Source organism: Candidatus Paceibacterota bacterium (genome assembly GCA_035530615.1).
Lineage (GTDB): Bacteria > Actinomycetota > Actinomycetes > Nanopelagicales > Nanopelagicaceae > QYPT01.
This window is the reverse complement of sequence record DATKUL010000001.1, coordinates 264,484-287,650: the sequence shown is the minus strand read 5'-3', so window position 1 is coordinate 287,650 and position 23,167 is coordinate 264,484. Positions and strand designations below refer to the sequence as shown.

Genomic DNA, 23,167 nt, shown 5'->3' with positions numbered 1-23,167 from the left:
CAAGGAGATACGAGTTCTATGCAAAGTTCAAATCCTGTCTTAGGAAAAGCTTTTAACCAACGTGGTTTTGCCGCGATGGGTAATACGGCTACGGCAACTCAGGACACTTCAGCGACTCTCGAGGATCTATACAACGCCCCAGCGGCTTCCTCTCTTCGAACAGGGCGTATGACAATTGATGACGTCGTAACCCGTACCGGAATTCTTTTCGGCATCCTCGTCATTACAGGCGCGGCTGCTTGGACCCTCAACCTGGGCGTCGGCGCTTTGATGCTCGGCTTCTTTGGTGGTTTCGCACTTGCCATGGTCAATGTATTTAGCAAGACGGTCCGTCCAGTACTCATCATGGCCTACGCCGCATTTGAGGGTCTTGCCCTTGGAACATTGAGCCACGTCTACAACACCATCTACCCAGGCATCGTGAGCCAGGCAATTCTCGGCACCTTGGCAGCTTTCGTCGGTGTGCTTATTGCTTACCGCAGTGGTCGCGTACGTGTCACCCCACGTTTCACCCGTATGGTGATGGGTGCCGCAATTGGTTACCTAATACTTGGTCTCGTCAGCATGATCGCTGCAATGTCTGGTGCCGGCGATGGAATGGGTCTCTACGGAGTCTCAGGCCTCGGGCTTCTCCTTGCCCTTGCTGGTGTTGGCATTGCCAGCATCTTCCTGATTCTCGATTTCGATCAGATTCAAAAGGGAATTAACGCCGGTCTTCCTGAGCAAGAATCATGGCGTGCCGGCTTCGGTCTAATGGTCACCGTAGTCTGGCTCTATATGGAGGTCTTGCGCTTGCTCTCCATCCTGCGCAACAATTAAGTGCGACTGGCGCGTTTCAGGCAACTGATACGCCAGCAGTATCGAGATTGAGAAGACTGCTGCACTGACGACAAAAGCGGCGCGGAAAGAGTAGACGTCTGATAAAAATCCGACGGTTATTGGTCCAATGATCATGCCTGCATCTCCGGCCATCTGCCAGAGTGCGATCACTTGGCCGCTCTTTCCGCGAATGATATCGCCAACGATATTTGCCGGAGTTGTCGAGAGAAATGCTCCTCCGAGTCCGGTGACGCACATGGCCGCGAGATACATCCACGGATGAATCGCGAAAATCAAAATGAGCACGCCTGCCATCACCACGGTGGTACCGATACTTAGTGCCACTCGCCTGCCTCGCAGGTCCGAGAGCGTTCCTGCTGGAAGCAGAAGCGCACCTTGAAATAGTGCCGCAAGGGTAAATCCGAGACCGACAATGGCGGTTGTGGAGTGCAGTTCTTCGGTAACAAAGAGGGGCAATATCGAAGAGCGCATTCCGAAGAGAATCCAGTTGGTTACAAAGGCGAGGAGGAGCGCCGTTCGATAAGGCAGCATCTTCAATGCCTCAGCCATTGACAAGTTTGTGCTCTCTTTGATTTTTGGATGTGATGCCGGCTTCCCGGGAGTAAGAAAGAAGTAGCCAGTCGCTCCGGCTAAAAAGAGCGTGATGGAGTAAGTGAAGAAAGGCGCACGTAAAGAGATTGCAGTGAGCACTCCACCAATTGCAGGTCCAGTGATTCCGCCAAGGAGGAAAGAGCCATTATAGATTGATTGAGCCCGACCGCGTTGATCATCAGATACCGAACGCATAATGATGGAAGCGGCTGCGACGGAGAACATGGATGAACCAAGCCCGCCCGCTGAGCGAAAAATCAATAATTGCGTGAAACTATGTGCGAGTGCACAGAGTAAGGTGAAGAACGAAACCATGGTGATTCCAACGGCAAAGACGAGACGTTCGCCAAATCTATCGACCAGTTTTCCAGAGAAGAGACCCGATGAGAATCGCGCGACTGCAAACATCGAGACGATCAGCCCAACAGCGGTATTAGTTGCACCAAAAGATTTTGCGTAGAGGGGCATGGCAGGAACGATGACTCCAAATCCTACTGCGACAAAAAACCCCGCCGTAGTGAGGACCTTTACCTCCCGAGGGAGTCCCGCGAGAACCTTAAATCGACTCAACCAATAGCCTCTCCCGCCGCCTCCTCACGAGCCACCGCGTAATCATGAGATGTACGAAGCGGAAGTTCGCGAAGTGAGAGCGCAATAATGAATCCTAGCGCGGTAATCGGAGCCGCCGTGTAGAAGACGATGTGGAATGCATTTACATATGCATCCAACGCGGTGTTATGGACTACGGACGCAAAATTTTGTGGACTCGCAATAATGCTTGTAACGCCCTTAGGCGAGAGATCCACTCCAGCCATTGCAGCAGGGTCTGATTTCGCCAGGTCGGTGAACCCATTATGCATATAGTGGGCCAGGCGGTTATTGAGAACTGCGCCGAAAATCGCAGAACCAAAGACGCTTCCGAGGGAGCGGAAGAATGTATTAGCGCTCGTTGCAACTCCCATGTCTTGGTAGTCGACTGAATTCTGTAGTGCAATAACAATTGTCTGCATGGATAGACCAAGACCTGCGCCAACGATGATGGCATAAATCGAAAGTTGCCAGTACGGAGTCTCTCTCGTCAAGGTGGACATGAGAAGAATTCCGACGGTCATAATTGCGGTACCGATAACAGGGAATTTTTTGTATTTGCCATGGTGCGTAATGCGTTTTCCGCTGAAAATAGACATGCTGACGATGCCGAGCATCAGTGGAATCAATTTCAGGCCAGCGGTTGTGGCCGTATTTACTTTTACAATCTGCAAGTAAAGAGGCAACATAATGATGGCACCGAACATCCCGGCACCAATGACCGCGCCAAGGATTGAGGTGAGCATAAAGGTGTGGTTTTTGAAGAGTCGCATAGGCAGAATTGGCTCTTTTGCCTTTCCTTCCCAGAGGACGAAAAGAACAGAAAGCACGCCACCCGCCACGAGATAGGAAATGGTGCGCACATCCGCCCAGCCGTTCTCTGGTCCATAAACAGCAATGGCGAGCAAGGTCGTCGTGACTGCAACTACCAAAAGAAGAGCGCCAAAATAATCAATTGAATGCTCGCGTTTTACCTTTGGGATATGGAGTACTGCGGAAGTAATAATTAGAGCAAGAATGCCGAAGGGTAGGTTGATGTAGAAGATCCAACGCCAGCCAGTGATTCCAAGGATGTGCTGATGGTCAGAGAAGAATCCGCCAAGGAGTGGGCCCGCCACGGATGAGAGACCCCATACCGCGCCGAAATAACCCTGGTACTTACCGCGTTCGCGTGGCGGAACAATGTCGCCGATGATGACGAAGGTCAATGCCATGAGACCGCCAGCGCCGAGCCCTTGCAGCGCGCGTGTAGCAATTAGTTGGGACATGTTCTGGGAAAGACCGGCAAGAAGGGAACCGAGCAAAAAAGTAAGAATTGCAAATTGGAACACAACGCGACGGCCGTAGAGATCAGAGATCTTTCCGTAGAGAGGTGTCGAGGCAGTTGAAGTTAAGAGATACGCAGTAACAACCCACGTGTATTCATTTAATCCGTGTAGATCAATAACGATAGTTTTTAGTGCGGTAGAAACAATAGTTTGATCGAGTGCGGCTAATAAAAGACCAGTCATCAAACCGCTCATAATGATCATGATTTCGCGGTGCGTATGAGCTTTTATTGGGGCACCAGTTGCAGAAGAATTAGACAAAAACGTTCCCTCTCATGGAAACAATCGAGTGGAATTGGCGCTACCGAAAGCCAAGACAATGGCCCTACTTTACTCTGATAGGTGTTTCGGGCGCGTTTCGAAATTTAAAGAATACTTACGCGTAAAACTCGGCTTCTAATATGGCAACACTGATCTCACGCTTATTAGGAGCGACATACGTCACTGTCTCGCCAATCTTCTTGCCGAGCACGGCGGCCCCAAGGGGAGAGTTCTCACTGTAGACATCGAGGTCACCGCTGGAAATCTCTCTGGATCCAAGGAGGAATTTCATTTCCTCTCCGCCGATATCGACGGTGATGACCATTCCGGCACCGACAAAGCCTGACTCCCCAACCGGTGGGGCGCCGATATGTGCGTGCTCGAGCATGTGCTTGAGCTGGCGGATCCTTGCCTCCATTTTGCCCTGCTCTTCGCGGGCAGCGTGGTAGCCGCCGTTCTCCTTGAGGTCGCCCTCAGAGCGGGCGATTTCGATCTTCTTAATGATTTCCACACGGCCAGTGCTCTCCAAGAGTTCGAGCTCGGCTTGGAGGCGGTCGGCGGCTTCTTGCGTGAGCCAGGTCTGGGTTGTCATAAGAGGGATAGGTTACTTGGAACTGGTACGACAGCGCGAGATCCCTGCGCTCACAGCCTGAGTCCGCGTGGGAAGGAGGGTGGTCATTTCTACGTGGGCGGTCCCAGGTGGGATCTCATCCTCGATCTCACCGACCACGTTCTTATCCAGATCGTGGGCCACCAGGGTGCAGATTGCCGCCTCCTGCGGGTTGCGACGATCAATCGTGTATCTCACGCTAATGGCGCGGTCGGAGGGAATTGAGAATGAGATGAGAGAACTGCGGACAGCGGGCCGGGAGTGGTGAACCCCTGCCCAGACCAACCAGACACCGCCAAGAATGAGCAGCGCGGCAGCAACGGGTTTCCAACGCACTGGCTTTTGGCCATATCGGTCAGAAAGGTCGAGTTCGGACATGGGATGATTGTTGCAGAGTTAGGGTCATTGTTTTGTATGGAGAAGGGGCGAATATGTCTAAAGATGTTGAAATTGGGGGCGCTGGCTCTCTTACCGTTGCCCTCCTTATGGTCGCAGTAACCTTCTTATTGCGCAGTTTTTATAAGCGTTATACCCGCATGCAGAAGCGCGAGGAAGATGAGTCGAAGTAGTACTCAGCGCGCGCTTGCATATTTAGGTGTTTGCGCCATCGCACTTGCTTTCATAAGTTTAGGAATGTGGCAGTGGAACCGGGCGCAGGACTCTCGCATACTCGTCGTTGTCGATACCAAACTTGTATCCCTCGATTCGATTACAAAGCCACGGATAGCACTTCCAGAAAAAGCAACCTTGCGCCGTGTCTCTGTTGCGGGTACCTACGTTAGAGATTTCAAGGCACCAAACCAAGTGGATGCCAAGGGTCAAAGGCGTGATTGGGGTGTCGGCCTTCTTCAAACCGAAACTGGCGCAGGGATGCTTGTTGTCCGCGGTCTCTGGTCAGACCGTGACCTTCACCCAGTCAATCCCGACGAAAGTGTCATCGTGATCGGCAAGCTCATGCCCCATCAGAGCGATGATCATGCGCTCGCGAGCAGAGGTGTTCTGCCGCGTCTCGATAGCAGTGTCATCGTGGGTCAGACATCGTTAGATCTCTATGACGGCTATGTGATCGCTGAGACCGAAAAGATTGGCCGTATAGAAATCAGCCGAGCGAAGATCGCACCACCCGCACCCAGGACCGCGGTGCCGGGTTTCTACTGGCAGCACGTCTCCTATGTCGTCATCTGGTGGTTCATGGCCCTGGTGGTGCTTTATCTGCCTTTTTATCAACGTAGAGTTGCCCCTAGTGAATTTGAGTCTGTAGAGATCAGGGAAGAGAAAGCGAGCGATAATGGCGCGAACTAGCGATGGAACAGTTCTGCGATTCCGAGTAATGGCAATCATTGCCGGCATCATGTCCCTGCTCCTATGGTTTGCCTACCTTCCAGTTAAATATGTGCATGTGGCATTTTTCGATTTCAGTCCAGATGTTCATAGCAAATTGGTCTGGATTCCCATGGTCCACGGATACCTCTATCCCATCTATGTGATTACCGCGATTCAACTTTCGGTCAAAGCAAAGTGGGCGCTTCCAAAAATGCTGGGATTCATTCTTGCTGGGACACTGCCGATTGCCTCGTTGATTGCTGAACGCCGAGTTGTCGCGCAATTCCTTCCGAAGAAGACACCTAAGCAGATTTGATCTCATCGGTAATGAAACGTAGGTCCTTTTTACGGCGAACTATCAAGTCAATTCTTTATCCGCTCTATGAGCGTCGTCTAGTTCGTGCATTGGATTTCAACCAAACCCCGCATCACGTCGGAGTGATCCTTGACGGTAATCGCCGTTGGGCAAAAGAGAATCCGGATGAGCAAGGTCGTACATCCGCCGCTCGCGGTCACCGTGCGGGAGCACAGAAAATCATTGAATTTCTGGGATGGTGCGAAGAGGCAAAAGTTCGAGTTGTCACGATCTGGCTCTTGTCGACCGAAAACTTTAAGCGATCTGAAGAGGAATTAAGCGCGCTGATCGAAATCATTGGCGATGCGGTTGATAGTTTGCAGGCGACAGGTCGCTGGAATATCAAACCCGTTGGCTCGCTCGAATTATTGCCCGAATCTCTTCGCGGGAAATTGAAGGAATCAAAATCCTCTAACCCAAACGCAATTGAAGTCAATGTTGCCATTGGTTATGGAGGGCGTCGCGAGATCGTTGACGCGGTTAAGGGATATTTGGAAGACGCCGAAAACCACGGAGAGACAATTCATGAGGCAGCCGAAAAAATATCAGTGGATGCAATTGCTGATCACCTCTACACGGCAGGCCAGCCTGATCCAGAGTTGTTGATCCGCACTTCTGGCGAGCAACGCCTGGGCGGATTCTTGCTCTGGCAGAGTGCCCAGTCAGAGTTTTACTTCTGTGAGGCGTACTGGCCCGACTTTAGAAGGGTAGATTTTTTGCGTGCCTTACGCTCCTACTCTCTGCGGCACCGACGCTTTGGTGCCTGAATCCTCCTTCATCTTTTTCCCCAGACTGCGGTATGAAATAGAGACCGCCAGGCAGCACGCAATGATGGTGTATTTGATTTTTGGTATCGACTGAGTTAAAATACATGACATGTCATCAAATGATACAACACTCAATAATCCAACCCTTGTCACTGTTCCTTGTTTCTCAGGAGCTCCTTGGCAACTGGAGAAACTAACTCCTTTAACTGGTCGCCCGATGCGAACTATGAGACTCCCTGAAGACCTTTCCACGGTTGAGGAATATGCAGATTTTGTGGCGCAGGAAGTCTCTGATTTAGATTCATTTGTACTGGCAGGCGACTCCTTCGGAGCTGTTATTAGTTTGGCTTTAGCAACTCGGATGCCCGAAGGACTCCGTGGGTTGATACTCTCTGGTGGTTTTGCCTCCAATCCCTTGCCCGCATGGAAAGGGATTGCAGCAAGTGCCTCTCGCTTTGCCGCGGGTTCTCTATATCGTCAAGGCACGCTTCGTTTCCATGCCTACCAGCTTTCCTCAAAGTTCGATGCGACTTCTGAGTTTCCGCATACACGGAAAGATTATCGGAACCTATTTATTGCCAGCACACCCCGCCTCACTTACAGTTCGAGAGTCAACTCGGTAATCCGTTTTGATGTGCGAAACCTTCTCCCGAAGGTTGCTGTTCCTACGCTCCTTATTACCCCCGAAGATGACAAACTGGTGGGCTCTGAAGCCTCAAGCGACATGCTTCTTGGGATCCCTCGCGTACGAGAAATTACTCTTCCGGGCACTGGTCATATGTTCCGTTTTACGCACCCAAGTCTTTATGGTCAAACAATTGCAGATTTTCTGGACTACGACATTGCATAGCGAAGAAATCATGGGGAAGCGAGTTACATTTAGGCGATGAAGCCAGAGGAGGAATTTCGTTATCTGATTCTTGGGGCTCAGCGAGAAGGGAATCGAATTTTTGCCGAAGCCCTTCAGATTTACGACGTCACCCCTTCACAAGCTGAGGTCATTACGTTGCTTAATGATTATGGTTCACTCTCGCTACTCGAACTCGGGCAACGACTCGTTTGCGAAAGCGGCTCTCCAAGTCGGTTGGTAGATGGATTAGTAAAAGCTGGTTTGGTCGATCGGAAGACAGCCTCTGAAGATCGAAGGCGGGTGGATCTCTCACTTACACGAACTGGGAAAGCCAAAGCAGTTAAGGTTATTAAGGCAGAAGAGGCGATCTATAAAGTTATTCGAACTCTAATACCAGCCAACCAAATTCTGACACTTAACAAAGCCCTACTCGGACTTCTCGCAAATCGATCCTCGGGAGATGCAATCGCACTTCGGCGATCTCAGAGCTAGGTAGTGTTCGACAAGGGGGACTCGCGGTGGGCCACAAGGATGAGCGACTTAGTAATAACGCAACCTGAACTTATCGTCATCGTCGTTTCGGAGTTTGAACTTTTCTTGACGGTGATTGGTCGAGGTGCCTTAGCGCCAAAAGCGGCTGGTAAAAATTCCCCCGCTCATCTTGCAAGTAGCAGTATGAAATAGCCCTAAACTGTGGTATGAAATAGCCCTAAACTGTGGTATGAAACAGCCCTAAACTGCGGTATGATGCCTATTCGTGGCCACGGAACCCAGTTTTCAGCTCTGCCACATGAGAAGGAATACGACGAAGGAAGAGATGGAATACCGCGCACGGGTAGTCGATTCAGAACTGAAAACGCTTTTGAAGTCCAGTGGCGCGGTTCTGATCGAAGGCCCGAAGGCTGTAGGAAAGACAGAAACCGCAAGCAGGTTAGCCAAGAGCCGTGTCTATCTCGACATAGATAAGAATGCGCAAGAAATGGCGAAAATCGACCCTGCTTTGCTACTAACAGGTTCTACGCCGCTGTTGATTGATGAATGGCAAATGGTGCCAGAGATTTGGAACCATGTGAGGAGAGAAGTCGATAATCGACAGATTCTCGGACAGTTCATTCTGACGGGATCGGCAACACCTGCTGATGATGTGACACGGCACTCCGGTGCAGGGCGCTTTTCAAGGTTGCGGATGCGACCAATGACGTTATACGAAATGGGTCAGAGCACGGGAGACATCTCCATCGCAGCATTGTTTGAAGGTGATGAACCCAGAGCCACCGATTCGGGCTTGACATTGAATAATCTGATCGACCGAATATGCATTGGCGGCTGGCCTAAATTTATAGTTCTCGAAGTTAACGAAGCGATGGCAGCTATGCGTTCATACTTAAATGAAATTATTCGAACCGATATAATTTTGTTGAGCGGTAAGACTCACGACCCAGTAAAACTTGAACGAGTACTCCAGTCTCTTGCTCGCAACATAGGAACTGCAGTTAAAGTTGAAACAATTGCTAAAGACACGGGTGGCTCAGAAGGTCAGATTGATCGCCAGACCATTACCCGCTACTTGCATACTTTAGAACAACTGATGATTGTCGAAGATCTCCCTGCTTGGAAACCAGAATTACGATCCAGGGCTACTTTGAGAACAGCTCCCACCCGTTACTTTGTGGATCCGTCATTAGCAGTTGCTGCGTTGAAGGCGTCGCCTAGAAAATTGATAAAAGATCCAAAATTCTTAGGTTTTCTTTTTGAAAGCCTCGTCGTAAGAGATCTTCGCGTCTTTATGCAGAATCTCGGAGGAGGGCTTTCCCACTACCGAGATAGCGAAGATCTTGAAGTAGATGTGATTTTGGAGAGCGATGATGATAAGTGGGCTGCCATAGAAGTGAAACTTGGTAGTGGACAGGTCGATGAGGGAGCCGCAAACTTACTAAAATTTGCTTCCAAGGTGAATACGGATCGTCATGGCTCCCCAACATTTCTTGCGGTCATAACGGCAACTGGTTATGGATACAAACGCCAAGATGGCGTCTATGTTCTGCCAGTAGGAAACTTAAAACCTTAATTACCAGGCGTAGTCCTCGGGGGATGTCTTGTATCCAGGGAAGATTTCATCGAGTTTTGCTAGATCATCGGCGCTGAGATCAATATTTAGCGCACGAAGTGCCGAATCAAATTGTTCCTGTGTCCTTGGTCCAACGATGGTTGCTGTCACTGCTGGTTGAGCGAGGAGCCAGGCAAGTGCCACCTCTCCAGGTTCTTGGTTAATTTGCGCGCAGAAATCTTCGTACGCCTCGACTTTCGAGCGATTCGCTTCGAGTGCTTCAGATGAACGGCCCTGCAGGCGACGACTTCCTTCACTCGCCTTCTTGATAACTCCGCCTAGTAGTCCGCCATGAAGCGGAGACCAGGGCAGGATACCAATTCCGTATTGAAGAGCTGCGGGGATAACTTCTCGTTCGATATCTCGTTGGAAAAGATTGTAAATTGATTGTTCGGAAACAAGTCCCATGAAATTACGCGCCGCCGCTTTCTCCTGTGCCTGGGCTAGATGCCACCCACCAAAATTACTGCTGCCTACATAAAGGATCTTTCCTTGGGCCACAAGCACTTCCATTGCTTGCCATACTTCTTCCCAAGGGGTTGCGCGGTCGATGTGGTGCATCTGATAAAGATCAATGTAATCAGTCTTAAGGCGCTTCAAACTCGCGTCGCAGGCACGGCGAATATTCAGTGCAGAGACACCTTTATTGTTTGGCCAAGCGTCCATCTCTCCATAGAGTTTGGATGCGAGAACTACTTTCTCTCGACGTGCTCCACCCTTTGCAAACCAGTTGCCAATAATCTCCTCTGTGCGACCCCAATGACCGTCTCCGCCATAGCGATTGGCGGTATCAATGAAATTCACTCCACTTGAAATGGCAGCGTCCATAATCGAATGCGCAGTATTTTCATCAGTTTCTGGTCCGAAATTCATTGTTCCTAGACAAATGCGGCTTACAGAGAGTCCTGAACGACCTAGATTCTTATATTTCATGTTCTCAATCTACACAACATGTGGAAGGGAATAAACACTTGGTGGTGCTTACGCCCGCTCCTCCGCAAGTGAATTTCCTCCATCAACCACGATCATCTGGCCCGTTATATAAGAAGCCCCTGGCGAGCAGAGCCAGGCAATCGCGCTGGCAACTTCATCGGGGATTCCCGATCGACCCATAGGTGAAGCGAGTCCATGCCGATATTCGGAATCTGTTTGAGATTCAGTTTCAATCCATCCAGGTGCGACCGCGTTAACGGTGATGCCATGGGTCGCCTCATCGATGGCAAGTGCCCGAACCATTCCCACGAGTGATGCCTTTGATGATGCGTATGCAACGTCATTATGAGTAGCATTCACATTTCCCGTGGTGCTGGAAACCATGACGATTCGGCCATTTGGATGTTGTCGAAGATGAGGCAAGGCAACCTTGGTGACCAAAAATGTAGATTCAACATTTCGCGCAAAAGATTTTCGCCAAGTACCGAGCGAAATAGAATCGATCGAATCGAACTCGCCTTCGGCTTTATCAACGACGCTCGTCATTCCGGCATTATTGATAACGCCATCTAGGCCACCGAGTGTGGCCACCGCGGTTTCCACGAGTGTTATCACTTCGTCGGGATTGGTGAGATCCGCCGTCGCACCAAAGGCGCTCAATTCACTCGCGCGTTCGAGAGCCCGTGGAGAAAGAGATGTAAGGAAGACCGAGGCACCAAGGCCCTTGAGCGCACGAGCAGCGGCGAAACCAATTCCTTGAGAAGAACCAGCCCCGGTTATGAGAAAGCGCTTTCCTGTTAGATCAAACATGACTTGTTCTCCCTAAATTCTTCTTTACCATTAGTCCAACTTACCGATTTTTCTTGGAGTGGGTAATAGTGAGATTTCGGGTTGACTCTTGACTTGGCGTCGTCAGTTCGGAGCGTGAGACTGGTCTCTTTTCGATGAAAAAACGTTATTTTTCAACGTTTTAGAGGCTTTCGTTTCGACACCGCACTAGAAATGTGTGAGACTCATGCGCAAGACAGAGGGTGACCCTCTTTTCGTCTAAGCTCACTCCTAGTGAGTTCTGTTTTCTCTGAGAAGTCAGCCACCTTCTGTCAGCCCGACACAGCGACATTCGCGAGTAGCCGGTTACGACATGGAGGAGAATCATGAAAGCACTTGTTTATGAAGGTCCTGGTAAGAAATCCTGGACGGAAGTACCAGATCCCAAGATTATTCACTCTACAGATGTAATCGTCAAAGTTGATACGACCACCATCTGCGGTACAGATCTACATATTCTTAAAGGCGATGTCCCCGCCGTTACAAAGGGCCGCATTTTAGGTCACGAGGGCGTCGGAACAATTACTGAGATAGGTTCCTCGGTAAGTAGCTTCAAAGTTGGCGATCGAGTAATCATTTCCTGCATCAAATCCTGTGGTCATTGCCCCAATTGCAAGATGGGGTTGTACTCCCATTGCTTGGCCGACGAGGGCGTTTCTGGAATCGGGTGGATCTTTGGACACTTGATTGATGGAACACAGGCCGAATTCGTTCGTGTCCCATTTGCTGACAACTCCCTTTACAAATTGCCTGCAGGTGTTACAGATGAAGAGGGTGTAATGCTCTCCGACATCCTGCCAACTGGCTTTGAAATTGGCGTGCAGTATGGTCAGGTCAAACCAGGAGATGTTGTTGCCGTAATCGGAGCTGGACCTGTTGGTCTTTCTGCGATCGCAACTGCCGGACTTTACGGTGCGGCAAAAGTCATTGCGATTGATCTGGATGCGAACCGTCTTGAGCGCTCAAAAGACTTCGGTGCAACCGATACTGTTCTTTCGGGAACCTCCAACTGGAAAGAGCAAGTGATGGCTCTTACAGATGGCGCTGGTGTTGACGTGGCGATTGAGGCTGTTGGAACACCTCAAACCTTCACCATGGCTAGTGAATTAGTCCGCCCAGGTGGTCATCTGGCCAACGTTGGAGTTCATGGAAAATCTGTAGATCTTCATATTGAAAACCTCTGGATTCAGAACATCACGATCAGCATGGGATTGGTAAATACCAATACCACGCCGATGTTGCTCAAGTTGGTGGCAGAGAAGAAGATCCATGCTGAAAAATTAGTGACGCATCGCTTCACATTTGATCAAATGATTGATGCTTACGACACCTTCTCTCGAGCAGCTGAGACCAAAGCACTTAAGGTAATTATTACTTCTTAGGCAAAAAAGGGAGTTATACTCCGATTGATCCTCCAAAGAGAAGAATGAAATTATGAAGATTCGAAGATTTACCGCACTTACCGGTGTTTCTGCGCTGGTGGCGATGGTTCTCTTAACCGGGTGCGGTAAATCTTTGAGTCCCACTCCTACTCCGACGCCAACGCAGACAGTCACGCCCACCCCGACATCGACCACCTCTGTAAACCCAAGTCCAACTCGCACATCGGGAGCGCTGGCTCAGTATTGGGTTGCCGACACTGCACGGGGTTTTCGTTTGTATCGTGAATTCCTTGGGGTCTATTTCGAACCGGATGCCCTGACGGCGGCGTTGACCAACCTTGTTTCGAAAAAGCCAGTGGATCCAGATTACGTTTCGCTCTGGCCAGCGGACACTAAAATAAATTCGGTAAAGGTGGTGGGCAATCTGGCAACGATTGATCTCACTTTCAGCAAACTCAATGTCGGCGGCGAGGGAGAGTCGCTTGCCATTGCCCAGTTAGTCTGGACAGCAACTGCCGCAAATTACAAAGTCACAAGAGTTGCGATTACAAGAGATGGGAAAACTGTCGAATCACTTGCAGGTCATGTTGACGCGACAAGGCCATTCACTCGCGGTCCCGCCTACGAGGTTGTTGCCCCGGTTTGGATTACCTATCCAGGTGAGGGATATACGGCTTACGTCGATGGATTCACGCTTGAAGGAATGGCATCCACTTTTGAAGCAAATGTTGCATGGAAAGTCTACAAAGACGGAAAGTTAGTCAAGGAAGGATCTACGACAGCGGCAGAAGCCGCCCCCGCATGGACAAAGTGGAGCGTAAAGATTCCTGGACTTTCGCCAGGTAAGTACTTCTTCATGGCTGCGGAATACTCAGCCAAAGATGGATCCCTCGTCGCGCAAGACACGCACAACGCAACTCTTGAGTAATAACTACTTGCAGTACGTACTCGTCGAATCTCCATTTGATAGAGGTAGTTTCGCAACGAGAGCCTTGTCGCTATCGGATAGATAATTTCCCTGATACCAGCAGAGCGAGTACTTCGCATATTTCGCGTCAGCGTTGGAATTAAAATCAGTGGGAACAGCTGGGTTTGGAGCCCTTAAATCCAGAAGGCCGAAGTCAAAGAATGTTCCCATCGCATCAGCTGATGCGGGTGGCGGTATCCCAACGGCGGTGGCGATGACATCGCCCGCTTTAACCGCCACAGGTGGATTGATGTAATTCTCTCTCGAGTCCATTTCGATAGCGGGCGGAAGCTTCTCGAGAATCGCTGCAAATTGCGGCGAAGCGACGTGCAGGTGACCAAGGCGGAGCATAAAACCGCATGGATGAACGATATTTACACCGAATTGATAAGCCCCTTCCGTCTTATATTGCCAAGCAACGCTCACTACTCCGTCAAAGGGGACGCTTATCCTTGTGTTCTCTATGTAGGTTCCGTACGCGGACCAACGGAATCCACCGTGGGGTTTATAACTTCCACCGCGAACTTGCCCTGGTTGAAGAAGTGAAAGTGGTTTTGTGAAATCAAGCAGTGAACCGGCAGGAATAATCGGAAAGGTGCACGCTGGCGGCGTGCCATTTGCAACCCATTTGCCTTGGTTATCCATCCACTCCCATGTCACCTGATTGTTGCTCGAGGCGTTGTTATTAGATGGGTTGTTGCTTGAAGAAGGCGATGGAGTTGGATTGTTCTGACCCGATTGCGATGGAGTCGGTCTGGGCTTTGGCAGAACCTTTTTGGTTGGAATACCTTTAGACCAGATTAATTTCTTACCTGACTTCAAGCAGGTAAAGACATATCCATTACTAGTGACTTTGGTACCCGCTTTTTTGCATGTCGTGCCAGGCTTTGGCGCAGCAGCATCGGCGCTCGCCGTGGCAAGAAGGAAGATAGAGATAGTGAAGAGGGTCAGGGCTGTTTTCGTTCTTGTGAAGCCACCGAGTTTCATCTCTGGACAATAGCCAATTTCTGACTTCAAATAAATCACCGACTGATTAGAGTTCGGCCACCGCTAGGAAACCCGAATTTCGACTCGTCGATTGAGTGCTCTTCCCGCCGCCGTGTTGTTATTGCCGACTGCCTGGGTCTGGGCTCGACCGGCATTCTTAATTGTTATCCCACTGCCAAGGAGCTTTTTTGTCATGTAGTTCTTGACGGCGAGGGCACGATTTCTTGAAAGGACGATCGAGGATGCCTTACTTCCTTGCGTGTCGACATATCCCCAGATTTCCAGTTTTGTATAACCATGCTTCACCATCACTGAGGCTACTTGATCCAGAATCTTGGTGGCGGGCCCAATGAATGCATAGGAATCAGTGTTGAAATTGATATTTGCCAATGAAATAGGGTCCTTTGAGAGTTTCACTGGTGAAGGTGCCGATTTCGAACCATCTTTGCCAACGGCGATTACGTCCACTCGATCTTTTGGCCCGACAAGTGACTTGAGGTTTGCGCTATTGGATTTGCCGGCAAGTATGAATTTTCCATTTTCGTAGAGTTGAAATCCGACCGCGTTTTTTGGCAAGACCGTTAAAAATTGCTGATGGACGGGGACTATCTGGTTGAGCGCAATCTTCTTCGGGGGCGCGGTGTTGGCTATCCTGCCATTGACTATGAGGCTCGGCGGATTCTTCGCTACTACGAACGGAACGAAGGTTGCGTAGAGGATGACATTTTGTGAGAGCAGGAAAGTTCCAGCAACGCGATATGAAGTGCCTGATCCATCCGCTTTAGTATTCCAGCCGTAAAAAGTTTCACCAGTCTCAACTAGATCCCCGGAATTGGTACTGAGAATCAATGTACCTATTCCTGTTGTTGGAGGAGGAGCAGTGCCGCCCGTTGAGCCATTTCCATCGTAGGTAATTGTGAATACCACCTTGGTTCCAGTGGTTGGACTAGCACTCGGGGTTGGCGTAGGGGTTGGCGTAGGGGTTGGCGTTGGCGTTGGCGTCGGAGATGGCGTTGGCGTTGGCGTTGGCGCGAGAGTCCATACGGCCGTGAGGGTTGTGTTTCCGACAATTGTGAAAGTTGCGCCGGGAGAATATGTAACGACGGGGCCAGCACCCCCTCCGGTAGCCCAACCGCCGAATGTATAGCCGGTTTTTAGCAGTCCGTTCTGCCCGAGAACAGTGACTGTCGCACCGTTTGTATATGCACTGCCATCGATCGGTGCGCTACCTCCGGTGTTTCCATTTCCAACGTATGTAACCGTGTAGGTGGTGACTGGAGTCCACACCGCCGTGAGTGTCGTATTTCTAAGGATGGAGAATGAACCACCAGGTGAGTATGTGACGAGCGGGCTGGCTCCTCCACCTGTTTGCCAACCACCAAATGCATAACCAGTTTTATATAAACCGTTCTGTCCCAAGACATTGACGGTGTCACTTGACGCATATGCCCCCGGATCTGAGGGAGGAGTACCACCGGTCTGCCCATTGCCGTTGTATGTGACTGAGTAGGTGGTAGCGATGTAAGTGAAAGATGAATTTTCGCTTCCAAGGTCTGACTGAGCTGAAACAACAACCGTTCCGGCTGCATGAGCCAATGTCACTACCGTGACAGATGTGTCTGATGAGGGTGTGGTACTCAATTCAACGCCATCTATTTTGAGCGAGAAATGTGGAGCAGAAAAACCCGAGCCTGTAATTGTGACGGAAGTGCCACCCGCAGTTGGACCCGAATTTGGCGATACAACGGTAATAGTTACGGTAGCCATGGCGCTCGGTACTCCAACAAAGACTGAAGTGAGAAGACCCAAGACCACTGCCAGCGGAATTGCTCTCTGAAGTCGCAAGATATATTGATTTTTCATGGGTCTCGCTCTTCATAGGGGACTGGGAATTTGCGACAGTACTCCAAAGGGAGTCCAATAGAAGTGAACGGCGCTCTCAGGGAATGAGTCATATGAATTTTGGGTTTCGTTAGAGCGTGTCGCGAATCCTTGAGCGAGTCCTAGTTCTACGGTTTTCTCATCAGGTCCCTACGAGCACAACTACACATGATTCGGAGCCGGTTTGTCCTCTCAGACCAGTAAGAAAACCTACGTCCTCGATACCAGCGTTTTGCTGGCTGACCCAGGTGCGCTCACCCGATTTGCCGAACATGAAGTCATCATCCCGATCGTCGTTATCGGAGAGTTAGAGACCAAACGCGACCACCCCGAACTTGGATTTTTTGCCCGCGCTGCCCTGCGCGCCCTCGATGACCTGCGGGTTACCCATGGACGCCTCGACCAGCCAATCCGCGTTACCCCCGCAGGTGGGACCCTTTCGGTCGAACTCAACCATTCCGACCTCAGCTCTCTGCCACAGGGGTTCCTCCGCGATGGGAGCAACGACTCTCGCATTCTGGCCATCGCCCGCAACCTCATGGCCGATGGCCGGACCGTGATTCTGGTCAGCAAGGATCTACCCCTGCGAGTCAAGGCCTCGGCCGTCGGGGTCGAAGCCCAGGAGTACTTGGCCGAACTCGCGGCCTCCAGCGGGTGGACCGGGATGACTGAACTTAGCGTCGGGGCCAGTCTTATCGACGACCTCTATTCCTCGGACAGAGCCGAACACGAAATTGCCCAGAGCCTGCCCTGCCATACCGGTGTCGTCCTTCACTCCGAAAAAGGCAGCGCACTGGCGCGGGTGACCCCAGAAAAGAATTTGCAGTTGGTCCGAGGTGACCGAACCGCCTTTGGGCTCCACGGTAGAAGTGCCGAACAACGAGTCGCCTTGGATTTACTTCTCGATCCGGAAATCGGAATTGTTTCAATGGGCGGCCGCGCCGGAACCGGCAAGAGTGCACTGGCACTCTGTGCCGGACTCGAGGCAGTGATGGAGAGACGTCAACAGAAAAAGGTCCTTGTCTTCCGTCCGCTCTATCCAGTCGGCGGACAGGAGCTCGGATACTTGCCCGGAAGTGAAGGCGAAAAAATGTCGCCATGGGCGCAGGCAGTTTTTGACACACTGGGCGCGCTGGTAAGTCAGGCAGTAATCGATGAAATTCTTGATCGTGGTCTGATTGAAGTTCTGCCTCTGACTCACATCCGTGGTCGTTCACTTCACGACTCGTATGTCATCGTTGATGAAGCTCAATCCCTGGAAAGAGGCGTCTTGCTAACCGTCCTGTCTCGGATTGGGCAGGGGTCCAGGGTGGTCCTGACCCACGATGTCGCCCAACGGGACAACTTGCGAGTGGGTCGCCACGATGGCGTCGTTGCAGTAGTGGAAACATTGAAAGGGCATCCGCTTTTTGCTCACGTCACCTTGACCCGGAGCGAGCGCTCGCCGATTGCCGCCCTAGTCACCGAACTTCTGGAGGGACCGATCACGACCTAAGTCGGCTTTGGTCAGGTGTGGAAGATTCGTCTGAGGATTCGGCAGTCACCCATTGGCACCAATTGGCCAGAAAAAGGTTCAAGAACAACTTCACACTCACATTTCGGACATATTGGACTTCCCCCTGTGCGACCTGGGGTTTTAATTATCCACAGAGGATGATCTTTTTTAAAAATTGTGGCGTATGCGTAAATAGATTTGCACTCATCAGCCCATCTTGCGACCCTAAAGCCCTTCCCCCAACCCCTCAAGCCCAATTCGGGCTCCTATCGGGTTGACCGGACAGCGATAGATGCACTGAAAGGAGAGTGACGATGAAGAGTTTGAGGAACCGATTGACCAAGATCGCCACTGTCAAAGGCCACCTGCGCCGACTTATCAACCGTTCCATTGGCGCCTGGTTGAGTATTGCCGCCCTTATTTTGGTGGCCAGTATCCAGCCCAGTGCCAGCGCCCTGGAATTTCCCATGGTCGGCCGCGTAGTTCTCCCTGACTCGGCCGCACTGACTGCTGTCCCGATTACGACCGAAGCCCTTTTCACGCAACTGCGTACCAAAGCCCTGGTCTCCTCCGATGAGATTGCCCAAGCATCCCTTGAGAGTGCTCGAGTTGAAATGGCGCGAACTCAATTTGGCGCGCAAACCGTGGCCAAGACGATTATGGCGGAGGAGTACGACTGGAATACCTATCAGTTCGGATGCCTCAAAACTTTGTGGACTTACGAGAGCCACTGGAATTACCGGGCGCATAATTACAGTTCTGGCGCACATGGGATTCCACAAGCGCTACCTGCCAGCAAGATGGAGACGATCGCCACTGACTGGCGGACCAACCCCTTGACGCAGATCCGTTGGGGACTGCATTACATCGATGTTCGATACGACACCCCTTGCAGGGCCCTCTCCAAATTTGGTAGGAGCAACTCGTACTAACTGCCAACCGATAAGAGCGGTTAATTAAGAGGTAGGTCCCTTACCGATCGACAGAGGCTTTGAGGTCTCGGCGTAGAAATCATTGCCCTTATCGTCGATGACAATGAAGGCCGGGAAGTCTACAATCTCAATTTTCCAGACAGCTTCCATTCCGAGATCCTCGTAATCCAGGACTTCCACTTTCTTAATGCAATCCTGGGCGAGGCGAGCGGCTGGGCCGCCAATAGAACCGAGATAGAAACCCCCATAGGTTTTGCAGGCATCGGCCACCGCCTTGGAGCGGTTGCCCTTGGCTAACATCACCAGAGATCCGCCCTGGGATTGGAAGTATTCGACGTAGGAATCCATCCGCCCGGCGGTGGTTGGGCCGAAGGAGCCGGAGGCATAGCCTGTCGGCGTCTTGGCCGGTCCGGCGTAGTAGACCGGGTAATCACGGAAATAGCTTGGCATTGACTCGCCTGCATCCATTGCCGCCTTGATCTTGGCGTGGACCATATCTCGCGCTACTACGAGGGTTCCGGACAGAGAGAGTCGGGTCTTGACGGGGTACTTGCGCAGTTCGGCTCGGACCTTATCCATCCCTTGGTTGAGGTCAATCTTGACGACATTTTCATCGCCTTCTATGAGATGGGCTGTGGTCGGGTCGGGCAGAAAGTGAGCTGGTTCGCGCTCCAGGTTTTCGAGGAAGATCCCATCCTTGGTGATCTTGGCCTTTGCCTGGCGGTCAGCCGAACAGGAAACTGCAATGGCGATCGGAAGTGATGCACCGTGTCGAGGCAGACGAATGACCCGAACATCATGGCAGAAGTACTTGCCACCAAATTGTGCGCCAATGCCCAGAGTCCGCGTGAGTTTGAGAACTTCCTGCTCCATCTCAAGATCGCGGAAGCCGTGCGCGTCCTTGGCGTCCCCCGTTGTCGGGAGGGAATCGAGATATTTGGTGCTGGCCAACTTTGACGTCTTCACGGTGTATTCGGCGCTTGTGCCACCGATGACTATTGCTAAGTGGTACGGAGGGCAGGCAGAGGTGCCGAGTGATCGCAATTTCTCTTCGAGCCAGACGTAGAAACTCTTTGGATTGAGGATCGCTCTGGTTTCTTGGTAAAGGAAAGATTTGTTGGCACTTCCGCCGCCTTTCGCGATGAAGAGAAATGAGTACTCATCAGGATGATCCGTGTCGGCATAAATCTCAACCTGGGCCGGCAGATTATTTCCGGTGTTCTTCTCTTCCCACATCGTTATGGGAGCCATCTGCGAATACCGCAAATTAAGGCGGGTGTAAGCGTTGTAAATTCCTTCCGCAATCGCTTTCTCATCTTTTGTCTCTGTTAGGACGTGCTGACCTTTCTTGCCCATGACAATCGCAGTTCCGGTGTCCTGGCACATCGGAAGAACGCCACCAGCAGAAATGTTGGCGTTCTTCAATAGGTCTAGAGCGACGAAGCGATCATTGGGCGAACTCTCTGGATCATCGAGAATATTTGACAACTGCTGCAAGTGGGCACTTCTTAGATAATGTGAAATATCGTGCATCGCAACTTCAGAGAGATGAGTAATCGCTTCCGGACTGACTTGGAGAAATTCCTTATCGCCGAGTCGAACGGTTGATACGCCGGCGGAGCCAAGTGAGCGATATTCAGTCTTGTCTTTGCCTAGCGGAAGAATGTCCGAGTATGTAAATTCTGGGCTCATGAGTTTGGCTTAATCCCTTCGAGTTTTGCGCGCGCACCATCTAGCCATTCTTGGCAGATATTTGCTAATTCTTCGCCGCGTTGCCAGAGTGCCAGTGATTCCTCAAGGGTGGCGCCTCCAGTTTCGAGGTTATTTACTACCTGCATTAATTCATCTCTGGCGGCTTCATACGACAATTTGTTATCAGTTGTTTTTCCAGCGGACTTCTCAGTGGCCATGGAGCAAATCTACTCTCAACTTTGCGTTACAACCGCACCGATTTCACCCAGAGCAAGGCGGAGGCGGAGTTTCTCTCCGACCGCAAGATCCTTGGGATCTCGCGCAATCCGACCATCCAAAAGTTGAACCACGGCGTATCCGCGATCAAGGGTGGACTGTGGTGAGAGTGAGCGAACTCGTGCATAAATATGGAGTAATTCTTCGCGAGCCAGATTGAGGGCATGGATGGTGCTGCGGTGTGATCTATCACGCAATCCTTGGATTACGTCTGCTCGTGAGGTGACCAGCACCATCGGCTCTTTTATAACTGGGCGCTCTTTCAAGGATTCAATCCGACCGGATTCAAGTTCGATGAAACTGGAGAGGTGGCGATATGCCCGCGCCCGCAACTGATTGATCATTACAAATTCTTCTTCAATATCCGGAACAACTTTCTTGGCCGCATCAGTCGGCGTTGATGCTCGGACGTCGGCGACCAGGTCGAGAAGTGGCGCATCCTGCTCATGGCCGATGGCACTCACGATGGGCGTCTCACACGACGCCGCCAGTCGGACCAATCCCTCATCCGAAAATGGCAGGAGGTCTTCGAAAGAGCCGCCACCGCGGGTGATGATGATGACATCGACTTCTGAATTTGCTTCGAGTTCGCGAAGGGCCGCAGATACCTCTATTACTGCCGCTGATCCTTGGACGGCTACTTCACGGATTTCAAACTGAACTGCCGGCCAGCGACGTTTGGCATTCTCTACAACATCTTTTTCGGCGGCGCTATTTCTCCCGCAGATCAGGCCAACGCGTCGGGGCAGAAGCGGAAGCTCTTTTTTTAGATCCAGCGCAAATAATCCTTCGGAGGCAAGGAGTTGTTTGAGGTGTTCAAGGCGAGCAAGTAATTCACCGATTCCGATCTGTCTGATCTCTTTCACCGAGAGCCCGAGAGATCCATTTTTTGTGTAGAAGGAAACCTTGGCCAGCATCACAACTCGCGCATTGGGCGGAAGGGGCGAGACGGGAGCCAGGACGGTTCGGTGGCACATTACTGAAAGGCTCATGTCGACGCTGGTGTCTCGCAGGCGCATAAAGGCCATGCCAGCGCGTTCGTTAATTTCTGAGATTTCGCCCTCGATCCAGATGGGACCTAACCGATCTACGTATCCTTTAAGGGCTTCGGAAACTACGCGTACTGGGGCGGGGGATTCGGCTGAAGTTTCGAGCACGAAGTGATCCTAATAGACTCGCGCCATGTCAAAGAAGGTTCTGCTCGCGGCTCCCCGTGGATACTGCGCGGGCGTGGATCGCGCAGTGATCTCGGTGGAGAAGGCACTTGATCTATACGGCGCCCCGGTTTATGTCCGCAAGCAAATTGTCCATAACAAGCATGTGGTTGCCACTTTGGAAGCGCGGGGCGCGATATTTGTCGAGGAGACCGACCAGGTCCCGGAAGGCGCCTTGGTGGTTTTCTCGGCTCATGGAGTCTCTCCGCAAGTTCATATTGATGCTGCTGCACGAAACCTACGGACAATTGACGCAACGTGCCCTTTGGTGACCAAGGTCCACCACGAAGCGAAGCGGTTTGCATCTGAAGATATTGAGATTTTGCTTATCGGACACGAAGGTCACGAAGAGGTGGAAGGCACGGCTGGCGAAGCTGTGGGCAAAGTCCAGTTAATTGACGGACTTGAACACATTCAAGATATTAAAGTGAAAGACGAGAAGAAGGTGGCCTGGCTTTCGCAGACCACATTGAGCGTTGATGAAACCCTAGAAACGGTGCGGGCTCTGCGCGAGCGATTCCCCGACATTATTGATCCACCCAGTGATGACATTTGCTACGCGACTCAGAACCGCCAGGTTGCGATCAAGGAGATCGCACCGCGGGCTGACTTGGTCCTCGTTGTTGGGTCGACCAACTCCTCAAACTCTGTGCGCCTGGTGGAGGTTGCCAAGGAGTACGGCACTCCACATGCTTATTTGATCGATTTCGCAGCAGAGGCCAAAGATGAGTGGCTTGTCGGTGTGGATACGGTCGGCGTCACGAGTGGTGCGTCGGTCCCGGAGATATTGGTGAGGGACCTCCTGACTTGGTTGGCCGAGCGCGGCTTTGGCGAGATTGAGACCGTCACAGCGAAGGAGGAGTCTTTACTTTTTGCGCTGCCTCCCGAACTTCGCAAAGATCTCAAAGCAGCGGGTCAGGAGAAGATCACCCACACTCGCTAGTTGCGCAAGTTCTGAGA

At 51.3% G+C, this 23,167-nt stretch carries 24 protein-coding genes; 13 read left to right on the top strand and 11 right to left on the bottom strand.

The window, feature by feature from the left end; translation table 11 throughout:
* The first annotated feature begins 18 nt into the window (after positions 1-18).
* Complete coding sequence (locus VMW30_01525) at positions 19-819, top strand: Bax inhibitor-1/YccA family protein (GenBank protein ID HUW87049.1); 801 nt, start codon at positions 19-21, stop codon at positions 817-819.
* Here the strand turns inward: VMW30_01525 and VMW30_01520 are convergent.
* The 4 genes from VMW30_01520 to VMW30_01505 all read right to left on the bottom strand — a co-directional run bounded on the left by VMW30_01520 (position 751) and on the right by VMW30_01505 (position 4,596).
* On the bottom strand, positions 751-2,001 hold the full coding sequence (locus tag VMW30_01520) for an MFS transporter (GenBank protein ID HUW87048.1): 1,251 nt from the start codon (positions 1,999-2,001) through the stop codon (positions 751-753). The genes VMW30_01525 and VMW30_01520 overlap by 69 nt on opposite strands.
* Positions 1,998-3,608, bottom strand: coding sequence for an MDR family MFS transporter (locus tag VMW30_01515; GenBank protein ID HUW87047.1), 1,611 nt, complete (start codon positions 3,606-3,608; stop codon positions 1,998-2,000). Before VMW30_01515 ends, VMW30_01520 begins: the two co-directional genes overlap by 4 nt.
* 115 nt (positions 3,609-3,723) lie before the next feature.
* Positions 3,724-4,200 carry a transcription elongation factor GreA gene (gene greA, locus VMW30_01510; protein ID HUW87046.1) on the bottom strand — a complete coding sequence of 159 codons (477 nt, stop codon included), beginning with the start codon at positions 4,198-4,200 and terminating at the stop codon, positions 3,724-3,726.
* A 12-nt stretch (positions 4,201-4,212) separates the two neighbouring features.
* Positions 4,213-4,596 carry a DUF4307 domain-containing protein gene (locus VMW30_01505; protein HUW87045.1) on the bottom strand — a complete coding sequence of 128 codons (384 nt, stop codon included), beginning with the start codon at positions 4,594-4,596 and terminating at the stop codon, positions 4,213-4,215.
* Between the two features lie 53 nt (positions 4,597-4,649).
* Here VMW30_01505 and VMW30_01500 point away from each other — a divergent pair, with 53 nt between their 5' ends.
* The 7 genes from VMW30_01500 to VMW30_01470 all read left to right on the top strand — a co-directional run bounded on the left by VMW30_01500 (position 4,650) and on the right by VMW30_01470 (position 9,581).
* The gene (locus VMW30_01500; GenBank protein HUW87044.1) at positions 4,650-4,787 is read left to right on the top strand and encodes a hypothetical protein; all 138 of its coding nucleotides are present in this window, start codon (positions 4,650-4,652) and stop codon (positions 4,785-4,787) included.
* A complete protein-coding gene (locus VMW30_01495) occupies positions 4,774-5,520 on the top strand; it encodes an SURF1 family cytochrome oxidase biogenesis protein (protein ID HUW87043.1) in 747 nt (248 codons plus the stop codon). Before VMW30_01500 ends, VMW30_01495 begins: the two co-directional genes overlap by 14 nt.
* Entirely contained in the window at positions 5,507-5,857 is a 351-nt protein-coding gene (locus tag VMW30_01490) for a DUF3817 domain-containing protein (protein HUW87042.1), read from the top strand. The genes VMW30_01495 and VMW30_01490 overlap by 14 nt, the downstream gene beginning before the upstream one ends.
* Positions 5,858-5,868: 11 nt before the next feature.
* Positions 5,869-6,663 (top strand): isoprenyl transferase, encoded by a 795-nt coding sequence (locus VMW30_01485; protein ID HUW87041.1) that lies wholly within the window; start codon positions 5,869-5,871, stop codon positions 6,661-6,663.
* Positions 6,664-6,772: 109 nt separating this feature from the next.
* Complete coding sequence (locus VMW30_01480) at positions 6,773-7,513, top strand: alpha/beta hydrolase (GenBank protein ID HUW87040.1); 741 nt, start codon at positions 6,773-6,775, stop codon at positions 7,511-7,513.
* Positions 7,514-7,549: 36 nt separating this feature from the next.
* On the top strand, positions 7,550-8,005 hold the full coding sequence (locus VMW30_01475) for a MarR family transcriptional regulator (protein HUW87039.1): 456 nt from the start codon (positions 7,550-7,552) through the stop codon (positions 8,003-8,005).
* A 298-nt stretch (positions 8,006-8,303) separates the two neighbouring features.
* Positions 8,304-9,581, top strand: a complete 1,278-nt coding sequence (locus tag VMW30_01470; protein ID HUW87038.1) for a DUF4143 domain-containing protein — start codon at positions 8,304-8,306, stop codon at positions 9,579-9,581.
* Here the strand turns inward: VMW30_01470 and VMW30_01465 are convergent, their stop codons facing one another.
* Both VMW30_01465 and VMW30_01460 read right to left on the bottom strand, forming a co-directional pair.
* A complete protein-coding gene (locus VMW30_01465) occupies positions 9,582-10,553 on the bottom strand; it encodes an aldo/keto reductase (protein ID HUW87037.1) in 972 nt (323 codons plus the stop codon).
* A gap of 48 nt (positions 10,554-10,601) precedes the next feature.
* Positions 10,602-11,363 carry an SDR family NAD(P)-dependent oxidoreductase gene (locus VMW30_01460; GenBank protein ID HUW87036.1) on the bottom strand — a complete coding sequence of 254 codons (762 nt, stop codon included), beginning with the start codon at positions 11,361-11,363 and terminating at the stop codon, positions 10,602-10,604.
* 344 nt (positions 11,364-11,707) lie between these two features.
* Here VMW30_01460 and VMW30_01455 point away from each other — a divergent pair, with 344 nt between their 5' ends.
* Entirely contained in the window at positions 11,708-12,763 is a 1,056-nt protein-coding gene (locus tag VMW30_01455) for a zinc-dependent alcohol dehydrogenase family protein (GenBank protein ID HUW87035.1), read from the top strand.
* A gap of 52 nt (positions 12,764-12,815) precedes the next feature.
* Positions 12,816-13,691, top strand: coding sequence for a GerMN domain-containing protein (locus VMW30_01450; GenBank protein ID HUW87034.1), 876 nt, complete (start codon positions 12,816-12,818; stop codon positions 13,689-13,691).
* Positions 13,692-13,694: 3 nt separating this feature from the next.
* On the opposite strand, the gene VMW30_01445 is transcribed toward VMW30_01450, so the two are convergent.
* Both VMW30_01445 and VMW30_01440 read right to left on the bottom strand, forming a co-directional pair.
* The gene (locus VMW30_01445) at positions 13,695-14,717 is read right to left on the bottom strand and encodes a hypothetical protein (GenBank protein HUW87033.1); all 1,023 of its coding nucleotides are present in this window, start codon (positions 14,715-14,717) and stop codon (positions 13,695-13,697) included.
* 63 nt (positions 14,718-14,780) lie between these two features.
* Positions 14,781-16,580 (bottom strand): InlB B-repeat-containing protein, encoded by a 1,800-nt coding sequence (locus VMW30_01440; GenBank protein ID HUW87032.1) that lies wholly within the window; start codon positions 16,578-16,580, stop codon positions 14,781-14,783.
* Between the two features lie 202 nt (positions 16,581-16,782).
* Here VMW30_01440 and VMW30_01435 point away from each other — a divergent pair, with 202 nt between their 5' ends.
* Positions 16,783-18,093, top strand: a complete 1,311-nt coding sequence (locus VMW30_01435) for a PhoH family protein (GenBank protein ID HUW87031.1) — start codon at positions 16,783-16,785, stop codon at positions 18,091-18,093.
* A gap of 314 nt (positions 18,094-18,407) precedes the next feature.
* Positions 18,408-19,025 carry a hypothetical protein gene (locus VMW30_01430; GenBank protein HUW87030.1) on the top strand — a complete coding sequence of 206 codons (618 nt, stop codon included), beginning with the start codon at positions 18,408-18,410 and terminating at the stop codon, positions 19,023-19,025.
* A 24-nt stretch (positions 19,026-19,049) separates the two neighbouring features.
* Here the strand turns inward: VMW30_01430 and VMW30_01425 are convergent, their stop codons facing one another.
* Genes VMW30_01425 through xseA form a run of 3 tightly spaced genes read right to left on the bottom strand, consistent with a single transcriptional unit; the run spans position 19,050 to position 22,150 of the window.
* Entirely contained in the window at positions 19,050-20,717 is a 1,668-nt protein-coding gene (locus VMW30_01425) for a fumarate hydratase (GenBank protein ID HUW87029.1), read from the bottom strand.
* A complete protein-coding gene (locus VMW30_01420; GenBank protein HUW87028.1) occupies positions 20,714-20,935 on the bottom strand; it encodes an exodeoxyribonuclease VII small subunit in 222 nt (73 codons plus the stop codon). Before VMW30_01420 ends, VMW30_01425 begins: the two co-directional genes overlap by 4 nt.
* 15 nt (positions 20,936-20,950) lie before the next feature.
* A complete protein-coding gene (gene xseA / locus VMW30_01415) occupies positions 20,951-22,150 on the bottom strand; it encodes an exodeoxyribonuclease VII large subunit (GenBank protein HUW87027.1) in 1,200 nt (399 codons plus the stop codon).
* A gap of 25 nt (positions 22,151-22,175) precedes the next feature.
* Between xseA and VMW30_01410 the strand changes: the two genes are divergently transcribed.
* Positions 22,176-23,150, top strand: coding sequence for a 4-hydroxy-3-methylbut-2-enyl diphosphate reductase (locus VMW30_01410; protein ID HUW87026.1), 975 nt, complete (start codon positions 22,176-22,178; stop codon positions 23,148-23,150).
* The last annotated feature ends 17 nt before the right edge of the window (positions 23,151-23,167 follow it).

What these genes read in the sequence shown, in the direction of transcription:
- VMW30_01470 (HUW87038.1), top strand. Translation starts at nt 8,304, where the DNA reads ATGAGAAGGAATACGACGAAGGAAGAGATGGAATACCGCGCACGGGTA.
- VMW30_01485 (HUW87041.1), top strand. Translation starts at nt 5,869, where the DNA reads ATGAAACGTAGGTCCTTTTTACGGCGAACTATCAAGTCAATTCTTTAT.
- VMW30_01480 (HUW87040.1), top strand. Translation starts at nt 6,773, where the DNA reads ATGTCATCAAATGATACAACACTCAATAATCCAACCCTTGTCACTGTT.
- VMW30_01475 (HUW87039.1), top strand. Translation starts at nt 7,550, where the DNA reads ATGAAGCCAGAGGAGGAATTTCGTTATCTGATTCTTGGGGCTCAGCGA.
- VMW30_01410 (HUW87026.1), top strand. Translation starts at nt 22,176, where the DNA reads ATGTCAAAGAAGGTTCTGCTCGCGGCTCCCCGTGGATACTGCGCGGGC.
- greA (HUW87046.1), bottom strand. Translation starts at nt 4,200, where the DNA reads ATGACAACCCAGACCTGGCTCACGCAAGAAGCCGCCGACCGCCTCCAA.
- VMW30_01495 (HUW87043.1), top strand. Translation starts at nt 4,774, where the DNA reads ATGAGTCGAAGTAGTACTCAGCGCGCGCTTGCATATTTAGGTGTTTGC.
- VMW30_01465 (HUW87037.1), bottom strand. Translation starts at nt 10,553, where the DNA reads ATGAAATATAAGAATCTAGGTCGTTCAGGACTCTCTGTAAGCCGCATT.
- VMW30_01455 (HUW87035.1), top strand. Translation starts at nt 11,708, where the DNA reads ATGAAAGCACTTGTTTATGAAGGTCCTGGTAAGAAATCCTGGACGGAA.
- VMW30_01450 (HUW87034.1), top strand. Translation starts at nt 12,816, where the DNA reads ATGAAGATTCGAAGATTTACCGCACTTACCGGTGTTTCTGCGCTGGTG.
- VMW30_01425 (HUW87029.1), bottom strand. Translation starts at nt 20,717, where the DNA reads ATGAGCCCAGAATTTACATACTCGGACATTCTTCCGCTAGGCAAAGAC.
- VMW30_01460 (HUW87036.1), bottom strand. Translation starts at nt 11,363, where the DNA reads ATGTTTGATCTAACAGGAAAGCGCTTTCTCATAACCGGGGCTGGTTCT.
- VMW30_01430 (HUW87030.1), top strand. Translation starts at nt 18,408, where the DNA reads ATGAAGAGTTTGAGGAACCGATTGACCAAGATCGCCACTGTCAAAGGC.
- VMW30_01440 (HUW87032.1), bottom strand. Translation starts at nt 16,580, where the DNA reads ATGAAAAATCAATATATCTTGCGACTTCAGAGAGCAATTCCGCTGGCA.
- VMW30_01420 (HUW87028.1), bottom strand. Translation starts at nt 20,935, where the DNA reads ATGGCCACTGAGAAGTCCGCTGGAAAAACAACTGATAACAAATTGTCG.
- VMW30_01445 (HUW87033.1), bottom strand. Translation starts at nt 14,717, where the DNA reads ATGAAACTCGGTGGCTTCACAAGAACGAAAACAGCCCTGACCCTCTTC.
- VMW30_01500 (HUW87044.1), top strand. Translation starts at nt 4,650, where the DNA reads ATGTCTAAAGATGTTGAAATTGGGGGCGCTGGCTCTCTTACCGTTGCC.
- VMW30_01490 (HUW87042.1), top strand. Translation starts at nt 5,507, where the DNA reads ATGGCGCGAACTAGCGATGGAACAGTTCTGCGATTCCGAGTAATGGCA.
- VMW30_01505 (HUW87045.1), bottom strand. Translation starts at nt 4,596, where the DNA reads ATGTCCGAACTCGACCTTTCTGACCGATATGGCCAAAAGCCAGTGCGT.
- VMW30_01525 (HUW87049.1), top strand. Translation starts at nt 19, where the DNA reads ATGCAAAGTTCAAATCCTGTCTTAGGAAAAGCTTTTAACCAACGTGGT.